This window comes from Terrabacter sp. Soil810 (genome assembly GCF_001429645.1).
GTDB lineage: Bacteria > Actinomycetota > Actinomycetes > Actinomycetales > Dermatophilaceae > Terrabacter.
The window spans coordinates 403,395-417,743 of the sequence record NZ_LMSW01000014.1 but is presented as its reverse complement, the minus strand read 5'-3'; the positions used below and the strand labels follow the sequence as shown (position 1 = coordinate 417,743).

Annotated in this window: 14 protein-coding genes and 1 pseudogene; 3 read left to right on the top strand and 12 right to left on the bottom strand. The window is 68.5% G+C overall.

Going from position 1 to position 14,349, the window contains the following annotated elements; genetic code table 11:
- Nucleotides 1-278 precede the first annotated feature (278 nt).
- From ASG96_RS22875 to ASG96_RS20245, 6 genes and pseudogenes are all read right to left on the bottom strand, one after another.
- Nucleotides 279-1,607 carry a hypothetical protein gene (locus ASG96_RS22875; RefSeq protein ID WP_235509242.1) on the bottom strand — a complete coding sequence of 443 codons (1,329 nt, stop codon included), beginning with the start codon at nt 1,605-1,607 and terminating at the stop codon, nt 279-281.
- Nucleotides 1,608-1,751: 144 nt separating this feature from the next.
- Nucleotides 1,752-1,919 (bottom strand): annotated as a pseudogene (locus ASG96_RS24740) (AAA family ATPase); the annotation flags it as partial.
- 553 nt (nt 1,920-2,472) lie between these two features.
- Nucleotides 2,473-3,144 (bottom strand): DUF72 domain-containing protein, encoded by a 672-nt coding sequence (locus ASG96_RS20260; RefSeq protein WP_235509250.1) that lies wholly within the window; start codon nt 3,142-3,144, stop codon nt 2,473-2,475.
- Nucleotides 3,145-3,199: 55 nt separating this feature from the next.
- Nucleotides 3,200-4,258 carry a zinc-dependent alcohol dehydrogenase family protein gene (locus tag ASG96_RS20255; RefSeq protein WP_057589121.1) on the bottom strand — a complete coding sequence of 353 codons (1,059 nt, stop codon included), beginning with the start codon at nt 4,256-4,258 and terminating at the stop codon, nt 3,200-3,202.
- The gene (locus tag ASG96_RS20250) at nt 4,255-5,154 is read right to left on the bottom strand and encodes an NAD(P)-dependent oxidoreductase (RefSeq protein WP_057589120.1); all 900 of its coding nucleotides are present in this window, start codon (nt 5,152-5,154) and stop codon (nt 4,255-4,257) included. Before ASG96_RS20250 ends, ASG96_RS20255 begins: the two co-directional genes overlap by 4 nt.
- A 101-nt stretch (nt 5,155-5,255) precedes the next feature.
- Nucleotides 5,256-5,861 carry a TetR/AcrR family transcriptional regulator gene (locus tag ASG96_RS20245; protein WP_082591912.1) on the bottom strand — a complete coding sequence of 202 codons (606 nt, stop codon included), beginning with the start codon at nt 5,859-5,861 and terminating at the stop codon, nt 5,256-5,258.
- Nucleotides 5,862-5,929: 68 nt separating this feature from the next.
- Between ASG96_RS20245 and ASG96_RS20240 the strand changes: the two genes are divergently transcribed.
- Entirely contained in the window at nt 5,930-6,778 is an 849-nt protein-coding gene (locus tag ASG96_RS20240) for an alpha/beta fold hydrolase (protein ID WP_082591911.1), read from the top strand.
- Between the two features lie 100 nt (nt 6,779-6,878).
- Here ASG96_RS20240 and ASG96_RS20235 read toward each other — a convergent pair whose 3' ends face one another.
- Both ASG96_RS20235 and ASG96_RS20230 read right to left on the bottom strand, forming a co-directional pair.
- Nucleotides 6,879-7,094, bottom strand: a complete 216-nt coding sequence (locus tag ASG96_RS20235) for a hypothetical protein (protein WP_056755038.1) — start codon at nt 7,092-7,094, stop codon at nt 6,879-6,881.
- Between the two features lie 139 nt (nt 7,095-7,233).
- Nucleotides 7,234-7,479, bottom strand: a complete 246-nt coding sequence (locus ASG96_RS20230; RefSeq protein WP_057589118.1) for a hypothetical protein — start codon at nt 7,477-7,479, stop codon at nt 7,234-7,236.
- Nucleotides 7,480-7,843: 364 nt separating this feature from the next.
- Here ASG96_RS20230 and ASG96_RS24360 point away from each other — a divergent pair, with 364 nt between their 5' ends.
- Entirely contained in the window at nt 7,844-8,281 is a 438-nt protein-coding gene (locus tag ASG96_RS24360) for a ribonuclease H (protein WP_056756306.1), read from the top strand.
- Between the two features lie 31 nt (nt 8,282-8,312).
- On the opposite strand, the gene ASG96_RS20220 is transcribed toward ASG96_RS24360, so the two are convergent.
- The 3 genes from ASG96_RS20220 to ASG96_RS24350 all read right to left on the bottom strand — a co-directional run.
- The gene (locus ASG96_RS20220) at nt 8,313-8,702 is read right to left on the bottom strand and encodes a response regulator (RefSeq protein ID WP_056755033.1); all 390 of its coding nucleotides are present in this window, start codon (nt 8,700-8,702) and stop codon (nt 8,313-8,315) included.
- Nucleotides 8,699-9,631, bottom strand: coding sequence for a response regulator (locus ASG96_RS24355; protein WP_235509249.1), 933 nt, complete (start codon nt 9,629-9,631; stop codon nt 8,699-8,701). The genes ASG96_RS20220 and ASG96_RS24355 overlap by 4 nt, the downstream gene beginning before the upstream one ends.
- An 8-nt stretch (nt 9,632-9,639) precedes the next feature.
- On the bottom strand, nt 9,640-11,349 hold a 1,710-nt coding region (locus ASG96_RS24350; protein WP_235509241.1), incomplete at its 3' end, for a GAF domain-containing protein.
- A gap of 332 nt (nt 11,350-11,681) precedes the next feature.
- On the opposite strand from ASG96_RS24350, the gene ASG96_RS20205 reads away from it, so the two are divergent.
- Entirely contained in the window at nt 11,682-12,488 is an 807-nt protein-coding gene (locus ASG96_RS20205; protein WP_056755027.1) for a GTPase, read from the top strand.
- Between the two features lie 56 nt (nt 12,489-12,544).
- On the opposite strand, the gene ASG96_RS20200 is transcribed toward ASG96_RS20205, so the two are convergent.
- Entirely contained in the window at nt 12,545-13,531 is a 987-nt protein-coding gene (locus tag ASG96_RS20200; RefSeq protein WP_057589115.1) for an NAD(P)-dependent alcohol dehydrogenase, read from the bottom strand.
- Between the last annotated feature and the right edge of the window lie 818 nt (nt 13,532-14,349).

The window sequence follows — 14,349 nt, the reverse complement described above, 5'->3', positions numbered from 1 at the left end:
GCGTCCTACCGCCGCGTATCTCCCTGGTGAGCAAAGCGGCCGGCGCCCAAACTGGGTTTAGTCCCTTTTCTCGCGTTGGCTGGATCTGACGCGCGACAGCGATGGACCCGCGTGGTGCCCAAGGTCGTGCACAAGAGGTTCTATCTCTCCGCCCATAGCGGGGGCCCTGCCGACGAGGTCGTCGGCAGCTCGGCCGGCCCTTCCGCCTCGTCGAGCTTGCCCGGGTCGGAAGCAGTTGGCTCGCACTTGCACGGAAAATCGATTATTGTTCTACTTCCCTACTGCGCTCGAAAAGTGGATAGCGGGGCCGAGCAGGAATAGCAGATTGTGTGCGACCACAATCCGACCACTGCTTGCGCAAAGTCTTCGGCTTCTTGATGGGTCACTGATTCTGCCCATGCGTTGTAGTGCGCTCCAGCGATATTTCTGAGCGCCAGAAATGCTCCTACCGGCTGAACGCGATCGCCGAGCCCTGAGATGTCGGCCTTGAGTAGCACCTTCTGCACGCCCGGCCAGAGGTCACCAAGGGTGTACTTGTCGTCACGCCGCCTCGTGACGCTTGTGCCGAGGGAAACGCTTAACCGATCACAAAGTTGCTCGAGCGTCCGCCCGGCGATAGACGTTTGGATCTCGGGTGAAGCCCGGTCTTCGATGAGACGCTTCAGGACTTCAAGGGGACTGCTATCGCCCACGCGGAGCTCAGGAACTCCTCCTTCCCGCGCGGCACGCACCTCGATCAGCTGCGGGGATCCGACGCCTGCTCGTTGCATGGCGGAGCGGGCCAACTCGACCCACAACCGGTCATGCATTGTGAGAACGAGTTGCCATCCTCGTAGCCGTGATAGTGCGTGCTCCAATGAACGGACTCGATGAACTGCATCCACGCTTTGAAAAACGTCGTCCATGACAAGTAGTTTCTCTTGGCCTAATTCGGCGCATTCGATGTGAACCTCAAGCAGGATCAAGAGTGCCAAGACGTCAAGGGCCGCCTCGTTCAAAACCTGGACGGGGTCCGCAAGTCTCCCGCTAAGGAGCGCCACTCGGATATCGAGCGACTCGTCATCGCCCAAAGTGATCGCCACCTCGCGGATCCACTCTTTGCGAACCACTCGAGAAAAGTCATCGCTCACACGGAGACTGACTCGATCGAGAATTTCTCTCAACTGCTGCTGCGGGAGTTGCTCATCCTCGTCAAAAGAGAGCGAAGGGTCCTTCTCGGTCTTCTCTAGTGCTTGTTGATACTCCACGAAAGGCGCATATATCCGGTTCGGCAGCTTCTTGCCATCTGCACGCGGGCGCTCGCCATATCGCTTGAACAACAGGTTGAGAAAAGGTTTGGTCTGCGTGTACGTCTCAGGAAGTCGCATGTCGTCGTGTACTGCGCGCTGCAACTTTTCCTTTGCCCGGAGGAGCTTGTCTCGTGCTTCCGCTCGTCGCACATCTCGTGCTGCGACCACAGTCGATAGGGGCGCTCCACCTTGATCGCGTAGATAATCGAAGAAGAACTGTTGACGCTGGCTGCTTGGGATGGTCCAAAATGATTCGACGTCGTGCCGACGGATGACCACCGGACAGAATTCGAAACCAGAGACGATCTGGACCTGCAAATCAGGAACGTCAGAGCATTTGATACCCCCACCTCTCCGCACCCTCCCGCCGCCCGGCAGGGTGAGAAGCACTCCGGGCGCTCCCGGGGTCACCAAATTCCTGACTTCCCGCTTCTGCTTCTCGCCGTGGAGCCCTCTCCGACTTAGTCGACCTCGGAGGCCGAACTCCAAAGCATCGACAATTGACGATTTTCCGGATCCATTGTCGCCCAAGATCATGCACGGTCCCGCCCCTCGCTTACCGGTTAGATCAAGCGACAGATGTCCACCGATACCACGAAAGTTCGCGAGTTCGATCCGCGAGATGACCAATGTCCCTCCCAAACGTATGCCTCCCTTATACTATCCGGCAGGGGGTGCTGACGCCGCTGACGGCCGCCGGAGTTTCGAGACGGCTTCACGGCAGTCCCCCTCGAGATGCGAGCGATCGCAGGTGAGGGACGAAGCAGTGACTATGCCGACATGAGGCTCTACCGCCCGACATTCCCGCTACGAGTTGCACAGCGGTGAACTCCGGCGCGGATCTGGTGCGGCCGCGCTTGACCGTGTGTTCGCCGACCCTAGGTGGGTGGAGCAGCGGCTGGAGCGGCCACCCCCACAGCCCTCAGCGCGGGAAACGCGTAGGCCGCTGTGGCGCTCGCGCCTGGCGCCGAGACCGGCTGCGCCACTCAATGCCGGGCGCACACACGAGAGTTGGAGGACGAGGTCGTGGGTGCTTAGAGCCAAAGACATCTGGAACCGGTCTGAAACCTGGCCCCGTATCGTCACATCGCCGGTCCCTGACGACTTCTGGTCGACTCGATCCCATCGGATGCCAAGTTGCGTCACTTCGCCGCGAATCGGCGAATCCGCCTTCACCGCCTGCTCACCGTCCTTCGCCGGAGAGCAGGGAGAGGAAACGCTCTGCGTCGCCTGTGCGGGGCAGGTTGTTGAACATCACGTACGGCGTCGGGCGGCCGTCGACCAGGTCTCGCAGCCGGCGCAGTTCGTCATCGGTGTGGACGTGGCGCGAGCCGGTGGTGCCGTGCAGGCGGTAGTAGGTCTGCTCCGGTGTCACCGTCTCGGTCTGCATGGGGTCCACGACGTGCACGAGTTCCAGCTCGGCACAGAGCTCCTCGAGCAGCTGCGCGGGCCACTCACCGCGGGGCTCCCACAGCAGCCGACCGTCCGGCCGCTCCACCTGCGACACGAAGCTTCGCAGCCGCTGGACGTTCTCGGTCGTCGGGCGGAAGCTCTTCGGGCACTGGAGAAGCACGGCGCTGGCCCGCAGGACGCGGGCGCACTCGAGAGTCCGCTCCCACCCCGCAAGGACCTCAGGCGTTGTCCGGAACCCTCCAACCTGGCCATGGGCACTGTCGGGCAGAGGCTGTTTCAGGCGACGGTAGGTAGGGCTGTTGGACTCATGCGTGACGATCTGCCACGCCTTCATCGTGAACTCGAAGTCGGGCGGCACCTGGGTCCGCCACCGCGTCAGGACAGCGTCCGCGGGCGGGTCGTAGAACGTGTTCTGGACCTCGAGGACTGGGAATCGCCGCACATACGAGGCCTGCGAGACGGTCCACCCGCACAGCCCGACCCGAACGTCCACGGCCCTATCCCTCCCCGAGATGTCCGACGTCAAGAGTCACCACGGTCATCCCGGCGGCTGACGGGTGATCCATGGCGGCAAGGGCGGCGCCGGCTTCTTCGAGGCCGATGACGAGGCCGACGAGGTCAGCCGGGCGCAGGGTGCCGTCCTCGATCAGGCTCAGCATTGCGGGGTAGTCGCGGGCGGGCATGCCGTGGGAGCCGTAGATCTCGAGCTCCTGGGAGATGACGAGGTCCATCGGGAGCGGCGGCGTCGAATTGGCTCCGAGCAGGAGCCCAGCTTGGACGTGCCGGCCACGGCGACGGAGGCTCCGCACCGAAGCGACGGCCAGCTCGGGCGAGCCGAACGCGTCGATGGAGACGTGCGAGCCGCCGCCCGTGACCTCCCGGATCGCCACCGCCACGTCGGCAACGTCCCCAGCGTCGATCACCACCGCAGCCCCCAGCGCCGAAGCCCGTTCCAGCGCAGTCGGATTCACGTCGATGGCGACCACCCGCGCGCCGAGCGCCACCCCGATCATCACCGCAGACAGCCCGACCCCGCCGCACCCATGTACGGCCAGCCACTCGCCGGCCCCGAGCCGCCCGTGCGTTGTCAGAGCACGGAACGCCGTCGCGAACCGGCACCCCAGCGACGCCGCCGTCACGAAGTCGACCGACTCCGGCAGTCGCACGAGGTTCGTGTCAGCGCCGTGGATCGCCACCAGCTCGGCAAACGACCCCGGCCCGGTGAACCCAGGCTGCGTCTGGTTAGGGCACACCTGCGCCTCCCCGGCCTCGCACCACGAGCACCGGCCACACCCGCACACGAACGGCACTGTCACGCGGTCACCGACCGACCAGTCACGCACCCCGGTTCCCACCGAAGCCACGACACCGGACAGCTCGTGACCAGGCGTGTGAGGCAAGGACACGGGGTCGTGCCCCTTCCACGCATGCCAGTCCGAACGGCATACGCCCGCCGCCTTCACGGCGACGACGACCCCGCCATCCGGGCACTCCGGCGGCGGCACGTCCCGCACCACCGGCATACGCCCGTAGTCGTCGTAGACGACGGCCTTCACGACGCGTGCGGGTCGTCCAGGACGTCGCGCCACGAGTGCTGCGGCGAGTAGCCGAGCAGGTCGCGGGCCTTGTCGATGGAGTAGAAGGTCTCGTTGCGCCCCATCGGCCGCCGCAGCTCCACCCCGTCGTAGAAGCGCTCACGCACCTCGTCGGTCGTGGCGGCGACGGACATGTCGGCGTTGGCGACGTTGAAGACCTCGTAGCCCAGCCCGTCGGTCTCGAGGCAGCGCTCCACCATCTGGCCGAGGTCGCGGGTGTCGATGTAGGCGAAGATGTTGCGCCGCCGGAGCGCCGGATCCTGCAGGAACGGCCGGAACATCTCGGCGTACTCGTGCGGCTCGATGACGTTGTTGATGCGCAGCCCGTAGATGTCGAAGCCGGTGCGGGCCTGGAACGAGCGCGCCGTCACCTCGTTGGCGACCTTGGACATCGCGTAGGAGTCCTCCGGCACCGTCGGGTGCTCCTCGTCGACCGGCACGTAGAGCGGCCGCCGCTCGCCCTGGGCGAAGCAGACGCCGTACGTCGTCTCCGACGACGCGAAGATCACCTTGCGCACGCCGAGCCGCGTCGCGGCCTCGAGCACGTTGTACGTGCTGAGCACGTTCGTTGCGTACGTCTTCGCCTCCGACGTGAGCAGGATCGCCGGAACGGCGGCGAAGTGCACGACGGCGTCGTAGGCCGGCTTGGCCGGCAGGTCCAGCTCGTCGAAGCGCGCCAGACCCGCGAGCGCCGAGTACGTCTCACCGGCGTCGGTGAGGTCGACCTTGAGATCCGCGACGCCCGGATGCCGCAGCGGGACGAGGTCGGCGTTCGTGACCTGGTGGCCGAGCTCGGCGAGGAACGTCGCGACGTGCTTGCCGGCCTTGCCGCTGCCGCCCGTGAAGAAGATGCGCATGCCTCGATCCAACCACCGATGCGGGCCGGAGCCTCGGGCGCGGCTCCTGGGGCATGCGGGCCGTCACCGTGGACGGACGCCGCTGTCAGTCCGGGCGCCTGTCACCCATCGAGTGGTGGCAGCAGCGAGAGCAGCATCTCGAGGAGCGCCTCCTCGGTCTGCTGGGCAGAGAGCCCGCCGTCGAACCGGAGGATCCGCCACGTGGTGGCGTCACAGACGGCGACGACCTGGGCCAGACGTCGGGTGCGAGTCGCCTGGTCGGGGATGCCGTCGAGGCGCTCGGCGAAGGCCTCTCGACACCAGCTCACGTGGTAGCTGCGGCTGCGGGCGGCGAGCTCCGGCACACCGGGCGCCTGGCCCGCCTCGGCGTAGAGCTTGAGGATCAGCGCGCCGTGGTCCTCGTAGTAGCGGACCAGCGAGTGCAGCGTGCCCTCGGGACTCTCCCCCACGGCGGCCTCGCGGTCGGCGGCGAGCCGGGAGAGCTCGCGCTCGACCGTGGCGGCCAGGAGCCCGTGCTTCGTGCCGAAGCGCCGGATCACTGTCTGCACCGTGACGTCGGCCTTCGCGGCGACGTCTTCGAGCCGGATGCGGTCGTAGGGCACGTCGGCGTAGAGGCCGAGCATCGCGTCGATGATCCGCTGACCGGTCCGCTCGGCCGCTTCTGCACGGGCCGTCATCCGGTATGCCCGTGCCGTCCCATCTTTCATGCGAGCAATGCTAACCTCAATATATTCATGTCAGTCTCACTAAGATCAACTCACCTCAGGAGCAGTCGATGGACCACCACACCCCCGCCTCCGGCAGCGGCCGCACACTCGCCGAGAGCACCGCCCTCGTGCCCACCCGGCTCGGCCGGCTTCACGTGCGCCTCGTCGGGGACGGCCCGACGACCGTGCTGTGGTCGTCGATGTTCGTCGACAGCCACACTTGGGACCCGGTGCTGCCGCTGCTGCCTCAGGGCCGCCGGTACGCGCTCGTCGACCCGCCCGGACTGGGCCTCAGCGAGCCCCTGCGTGAAGCCAGCGACATCGGCGGTGCCGCAGACGCGGCCACCGACCTGCTCGCCGGGCTCGGCGTCGACGGCCCGGTCGACTGGGTCGGCAACGCCTTCGGCGGGCACGTCGGGTTCAAGCTCGCCGCGCGACCCGCGTTGCTCCGCAGTCTCGTGGCCGTCAGCTCACCGGCCCAACCGGTCGACGCACCGCTTCGCCGACAGATCACGCTCCTGCTCCCCATCCTTCGGACAGCAGGTCCCGTGGGGCCGGTGCGCACAGCGATCCTCACGGCCATGCTCACCGACGCCTCCCGAGACCGCGCACCCCTGCGTCGGATGGTGGAGGAGTCCTTGGCGCGGCCCACCCGCCGCAGCATGGCCCTCGCCGTCCGGTCCTTCATCCTCAACCGGGTCGATGTCACTGCTGAGCTCGCAGACCTCACGGTCCCGAGCCTCTTCGTGGCGTCCGACGACCGCGGCGACTGGAGCCCGCAGGATGCGAAGGATTCTGCAGCCGTGGCACCTTACGCCACGGCGGTGACGGTTGAGCGGGCCCGCACCTTGGTCCCGCTCGAGCAGCCTGAGGCGCTGGCCTCCCACATCCGCCGATTCTGGGACCGGCTCGCGTGATCGCAGGCCGCCCGATCAGGGCATGCGAAGCGGCGGCTCGGATCCGAGGGGGTCAGGAGCCGAGCCGCCGCTTCGCTTCACGTGGTGAGGAGCCGGCCTCTCAGCAGAGAGACTCCGCGACTGCGTTCTTGGCCTGGCCCCCGCCGACGGCCCGAACGAGCTGCCCCACGTTGTCCACGCCGGGGACCCCGCCGCTGTTCACGACCTTGTGCACCTGGCCGAAGCACGCCGAGTCGGAGGGTGCTGCGTTGGCGCTGCCGGCGAAGCCGACCATGGCGAGAACGGCGATGGACCCCGTGGCGAGAATGCGCTTCATGAGACATCCCTTTCTGTTGGTGGGTGCGAGTCACCCATCAACACCACTTCCGCGCGAGGGATGCGTCCGGATGCAGCACGGACGACTTTCTTCCGGGCGGGTCATCCCTGAGGGCACCGACTCCGGCGGGGCTCGCGACCTAGGGCCAGTCCGCCGTGAGGTAGGCGATCACCAACGCGCCCAGCGAGACCGCGACCAGCACCGCGCCGACCTGCATCTGCCGGGACCGCCGCGCGGACACGTCGTCGCCCGACCGTCCCGGCCCCGACATCGAACCCCACACGATCAGCCCGAGACCGAGCACGAGCATCACGCCGACCCCGCCCCAGACGTACGTCATCTCGGGGATCGCCCGGACGGGCTGGACGCACTCGCCATGGCTCATCGTCGCACGGCGCCCATTCGTCCTGCCGCCCCCGCGAGGACCTCGGGACGACGGCGGTGCGTCGCCGTCTGCCAGCGTCAGTAGGCTCGCAACTGAAGATCGGTGGCGCCGGTGCATGCCGTCCGCGCCTCACGTCGACCGAGCCACGAGGAGAGCCGTGCTGGCCAAGTACCCGGGGCGCTGTGCCCTCTGCCAGGCGCCCATCGGACCAGGGGATGAGATCGTCAGCGCCGGCCGTGACGCCACCGCGTGGGCGCACGCGGACTGCGGCACGGAGCTGGCCCTCCCTGGCTTGACGCCGACGCGGACGTCGGCGGCACCCACCCGCGGCAAGGCCGGCAAGCCTCGAACTCCCAAGGCGCCCATGACAATCCCGGACGGGGCGACCTTCGTCTACACGGACGGCGCCTGCTCAGGGAACCCCGGACCCGGTGGCTGGGCGTGGGCGATCGACCGGGAGCGTTTCGCGTCAGGGTCCGAGAGACCGAGCACGAACCAGCGCATGGAGGTCCGTGCCGCCCTCGAAGCCGTCACTGCCCTCACGGGCCCGCTGGTCGTGGTGAGTGACTCGACGTATGTCGTCAACTGCTTCCGCGACCAGTGGTGGGCCGGGTGGCTGGAGCGCGGCTGGACCAACTCGCAGAAGAAGCCGGTCGCCAACCGTGACCTGTGGGAGCCACTCGTCCACGCGGTCAGGCAGCGCGAGGACGTCGCCTTCCAGTGGGTGAAGGGACACTCCGGTCACGAGATGAACGACCTCGTCGACGAGCTCGCCGTCGCCGCCAGCCTCGCGGGCTCCTGAGGCGGTCGGGCCCAGGAGCCTGCGGCCGGGATCAGGGCCGCCGCTCAGCCTCGTGGAGATGACGGCGCACCTCGGTCGGGAAGTCGCGCACGCTGATCGGCTTCTCCATGTACCCGTCGAATCCGAACGACAGCACCCGATCGCGGTCGCCGTCCATCGCGAAGGCCGTCAGGGCGATGACGGGGATGTGGGTCGTGGCGCGGTTACCCCGGATCTGCTCCAGCGCGGCATACCCGTCGATCCCGGGCAGCTGGATGTCCATGAGGATGAGGTCAGGGAGCGTGGAGGCGGCGAGGGCCACGCCCTCCTCACCGCAGTCGGCGATGGCCACCGTGAAGCCGGCGAACTCGAGGACGTCTCGGGCGAGCTTGAGGTTGTGAGGATTGTCCTCCACGAGGAGGACCAGTGGCTGGTCGCTCATGGCGCCCCTCCGTCGCCGGTCTCGTGGCTGGTCCCGCTCGCGGTCTCGGCCTCGCCGGCAGCGGCGACCTGGGCCAGCCGCCGTGCCAGGCTCGCCAGGTCGAGCCCTGCCTTCTCCGCGACGAAGGCGATCCGGCCCTCGAGGCGGCCCAGGTCCTCTGACGTCAGCGACTTCGCCGTGAGGACGACGATCGGTGGGCCGCTGTCTGTGTCGCCGGCCCGCAGCTCGTCGATGACCGCGAACCCGTCCACCTCCGGCATGAGCAGGTCCATGATGACGACGGACGGGTTCACCGCGCGGACCAGGTCCGCGGCGTCGAGGCCGCGGGAGCACGTGTGCACCGTCCAGCCGAGCGGCTCCAACGTGCTTCGCACGAGCTTGAGTGCGAGCGGGTCGTCGTCGACGACGACGACGCTACGACCCTCGGGAAGGGTCCCCCCGGGGACGGGCGTCCGCGCGTGTTGCAGTGCCCGGCTCACGGCCGCGAGCAGGTGCTCCCCGGCGACCGGCTTGACGAGGTACTCCGTTGCGCCCAGGGCGAATCCGCGGCCACGCTCGGGTTCGACACTGACGACCACGACGGGTACGGACGCCGTGGAGGGGTCCGCCTTCAGGGTCTCCAGCACGTCCCATCCCGTCATTCCGGGCAGGTGGATGTCGAGCACGACCGCAGCCGGCGACAGGCTGCCGACGGCCTCGAGGCCCGCCTCACCGGTGCCGACGGTCACCGGGTTCAGTCCGGCGGCCCGAAGGTGCAGCGCGACGAGCTCGGCCGACCTCGGGTCGTCCTCGATGACCACGACGGTCGGTCCGGCGCTCGACAGGTCGTCGGCCGGCCACTGCTCGTCTCGCGCCTTCGCGGTCACCGCCGCCTGCGGGATCCTGAGGCCGAACGTGCTGCCTTCCCCCAGAACGCTCGTCACCCACATCGCGCCCNACCCTGCTGGAACGAGTCGAAGATGCGCTCCTGGTCCGCGGGCGCGATGCCGATGCCCGTGTCGGTGACCGTCACGACGAGGTCGCCGGCGTCGCGCCGCGCGTGCACCTCGACGGTGCCCCCGTCCGGCGTGAACTTCACGGCGTTGCTGAGCAGGTTGAGCAGCACCTGCTTGAGGCGCAGCTCGTCGGCGGTGACGAGCCCGAGGCTCTCCTGGGCTTCGAGCGTGAGCTCGATGCCGTGCAGTGCCGCCCGCTCGCGCACCAGCGAGAGGGCCTGGCCGATGACGTCGTCTACCAGGAACGTGGTGAGGTCGAGCTCCATCCGCCCCGCCTCGATCTTCGACAGGTCGAGGATGTCGCCGAGCAGCGCGAGCAGGTGGCGGCCGGCCGCATGGATGTCCTTGAGGTAGTCCTCCTGCCGCTCGTTGAGGTCACCGAACATCCGCTCGAGGAGCACCTCGGAGAAGCCGATGACGGCGTTGAGAGGCGTCCGCAGCTCGTGTGACATGCTCGCGAGGAACTCGGACTTGTGCCTGCTCGCCTCGGCCAGGTCGGCGCTCTGCAGCTCGAGCTGCTGGTAGAGGCGGGCGTTCGTCAGTGCCACCGCGGACTGGCTGGCGAACGTGTCCAGAAGGTCGCACGTCTCACCACTGAAGGAACCGGTCCTCTTTCGCCGGACGACCAGGACGCCGACGACCCGGTCAGGGCTGGCGAGCGGGACGGCGACGAGCGACTTCCAGCCGGCCGCGTGCAGGACGGCCAGGTGCTCGTCGAGCCGGGCCTCGTCCAGGTCGGGAATCTGCAGGACCCGGCGCGTCCGAGCCGCCTTGCCGACCCACGTCCGGTCGATGTGGATCTCGGCGGCCCGAAGGGCGGAGACCGTGTCGTCGCTCGTGCCGTACACGGTGCGCACCCGGAAGAGCCCGGTCGCCTCGTCGTACTCCATCAGCGAGCCGCCGTCGGTGCCGGACAGCTCGACGGCGTGCGACACGATCGTGGCGAGCATCTCGTCCGGCACGAGCGTCGAGCTGATCGCGGCACCGACGTCGGCGAGACCCTCCAGCTGCTCGACCTTTCGTGCCAGCTCGGCCGACCTGCTCTCGAGCGCGGCGGACCTGCTCTCGAGCGCAGCGAACAGGTCGACGTGGCGTAGCGCGAGCGCCGCCTGTTCGGCGAACGTCGCGAGCACGCGTTCGTCGACGTCGTCGAAGGGGGCCACCCGGTTGCGCATCACGTTGAGGGCGCCCACCACCTCGTCTCCCACGATGAGCGGCGCGCCGATCATCGACCGGAAGCCGGCCATCCGTTGGAGGTCGGAACGGTTGTAGTCCGGGTCGGCGACGGCGTCGGTGATGTGGTGGATCTGGCGGTCGATGGTCACACGGCCGACGAGGGTGCCGCGGTCGCGCTTGATGGGGTGTTGCTCGAGGAGTCGGCGGTGCTCCTCCGACATGCCGCTCTGGCGCGCGATGACGTAGGTCGCGCCCTTGACGAGGTAGATCTGCGCGACGGCCGCGTTGAGCAGCGTCCGGGCGTTCTCGACGACGGCGTCGAAGACCTTGTCGGGGTCTCCCGACGAGCTCGTCAACACCTTGAGGATGTCGCTCGTGGCCCGGAACTGCTCCTTGACCTGCGCAAGACGCCCCACGAGCGCCTGCCGCGACATCACGGCGATGCTGTCCTCCGGGGCCTCTTCGGACCTGACCATGCGCGGCTTCCCATCCTTGGTGCCTCGATGCGCTCCAACCTGCAGTTTCCTCCCGTCGGACGGCGCGCGGTCGAGAAAGTCGCAACCTCGCGGAGTCGGCGTCGGCTCAGGCGTGGCGGCTCAGCGCTCCGGGAAGCGGAGTCGACACAGAGGAGGTTGCCCTCGCCGTCCTCGCTCAGCGGACACCCCGCTAGAGTCGGAGACGCAACACCCTGTCCTCTCGCCAGGACGGGGTGTTGTTCGTTGCCCACCGGTGGGCACACCACCGGCATGGGTACGGAACGTAGGCTCTAGGGTCAACTGGCCCCAGACCAGCACGCCGAGGAGGCACCGTGTCTCAGACTTCATCCCGGATCAGGACGATCCTGCCGACGTCGAGCCGCACCGCGTTGGGTGCGACCGTCGCCACCGGTGTGCTGACCGCCCTCGCCTCGGCTCCCGAGCGGCTGAGCCGGCTCCTGCGCGACCGCTACCCGATGGTCGCCGTGACCGGCATGACCGGCGTCGGCAAGAGCCAGCTCGTCGACCGGCTGACCCGCCGCTCCACCGACGAGGCCGTCGCCGCGGTCGGCTCCGCGGTCATGGAGCGCCGGACCCGCAAGGGCGCCAAGCTGCACGGCTTCCGCTTCCTCGTCGTGCCGGGCGACAACGCGGCCACCCGCCTCGCGGCTCTCGACGAGGTCTTCCACGATGAGCCCGTCGACGGGCTCATCCACGTCGTCGCCAACGGCCACGCGACCCCGCGGCGCGCCGGAGGCACGAGCGGAGTCGCCACCGCGACCCGCGAGGAGCAGCTGGCCGCCGAGCTCGAGGACTGGACCATCACCTCGCACCGCATCGCCTCGCTGGCCGTACGCCGCCACAAGCCGATCTGGCTCATCATCGCCGTGACGAAGACCGACCTCTACCCCGACGACGTCGACGAGGCCGTCCGCTACTACTCGCCCGGTAGCGGCACGCCCTTCGGCGACAAGGTCGACGCCCTGCGCGCCCTCGCCGGCGGCGCGAAGCTGTCGATCGACGTGCTCCCGGTCTCCAGCCAGGGCGGCGACCGCAAGTCAGCCCTCCCCGAGAAGCGCGCCGGCGCCATGGTCGACGCCCTCGCCGACCGCCTGGGCCAGCTGAGCGGCCACGCCTGAAGGCATACGTGACCGGCTCACGTCCTACCGGGCACGCGGTCCCTACCGGGCGCGGATCACGCCTCGTGGCCGTCAGCCTCCGCGAGCTGGATGACGACGTTGCCGACCTTCTGGCCGCTCTCGACGTAGCGGTAGGCCTCGACGATCCGCGCCAGCGGATACGTGCGGTCCAGGACGGGCCGGAACGCCCCGCTCTCGAGCCGCACCCGGAGGTAGTCGATCACCTCGGGCGTCTCCATCGGGAACGGGAAGACGACCCGGCGACCGCGTGCGAGCCTGGTCACGAGGGGGAGCGCGACGTTCTGCGCGTACGGCCCGAGGTCGGAGGACACGTAGACGCCACCCGGTCGCAGGATCCGCCGGCAGGCCCCGAACGTGCTCTTCCCGACGAGGTCGAGGACGGCATCCATCTCCAGCCCCGTACGGGTGAAGTCCTCCTTCTGGTGGTCGAGGACCTCTTCGGCTCCGAGCCCTGTGACCAGGTCGACGTACGCGGTCGGCGCCGTCGCGACCACGTGCACCCCGAGGTCGACGAGCAGCTGGACCGCCGCCGACCCGATCGCGCCGGTCGCGCCGTGCACCAGCACCCGCTGCCCGGGCTCGATGCCGGCACGTCGGATCGCCGACAGCGCGTAGTGGCTGCCCTCGGTCGCCGCGGCGGCGCTCGGCAGGTCGACCCCGTCAGGAACTGGCGAAATCATCGAGGTCACCGACACGGCCACGAGCTCGGCGTGCGCGCCGAAGCGCCCCTCCGCATACCCGAAGACGCGGTCACCCGGCACGAACCGGGTGACCTCGCGGCCAACCCGCTCGACGACTCCGGCGTACTCCGTCCCCCACACGCGGAACCGGGGTCGACGCAGCCCGGAGATGCCACGGATGAAGAACGGTGACGCGCCCCGATATCCGCAGTCCGTCCGGTTGACGGTCGTCGCGTGCACCCGCACGAGGACGTCGTCGTCCTCGACCGTGGGATCGGGCTCGTCGTCCACGACGCGCACGACCTCGGGTGGCCCGTAGCGCACGCTGACCGCGGCCTTCATGCCCGCAGACTACGCCGGGCACGGACCCCCAAACGCCCCGCGTGGGGTCAGGTAAAGGTTCCGCCGATCCCGCGGCAGTTGAATAGCGGGAGGTGCTATTTCGGTGTATAGCTGCTCGGAACCGACGATCATGAGCAACGTGGCGCGCCTGCCTGCCTTCGGCGTTCCGTCATCTCGTCGCGGAACCCATGAGGAGTTCCGCGCGGTGTTCGAGGCGTCGTACGGCAGGCTCGTGCGCAGCCTGTGGTTCCTGGTCTCCGACCACGAGGTCGCGCAGGAGATCGCTCAGGAGGCGTTCGCGGAGCTGTACCAGCAATGGCCGAGGGTGTCGCAGTTCGACCACCCCGACCTGTGGGTGCGTCGCGTTGTACTGCGCAAGGCACGACGTGAGCTCGGCCGGACCCCACGACGGCGCAGGCTCGAGCGCCGCGCGGCGGAGCGGGACGCGCCACCACGAGGCATCGCCGATGTGTCCCAGCTGCCAGACCCGGCGCTCGTCGACGCGATCCGATCACTGCCCCCGTGTCAGCGCATGCGCCTCGACCGGTGTGCAGGGAGACGCGATGCCGAACGCCCGGTCGTTGGCCGGCCGGGCCGTTGGGTGTCAGCGCCGCAGCGACTGCAGGCGTGGGTGACGGTGCCGTCCGGAAGCCGGGCGGTCAGAGGGGACTCTCGCGCGGGACGCTCACGAGGCTCCGCGCCCGTCGTGCGTCATGGCGAAATGCAACCCATCCATGTCCCCCCGATCGGTAACGGATGTGGTGTGGATCGCGAGACGGCTTCACCCAGTCCGGGTGGCGTCGTACGTGCCTCAATGG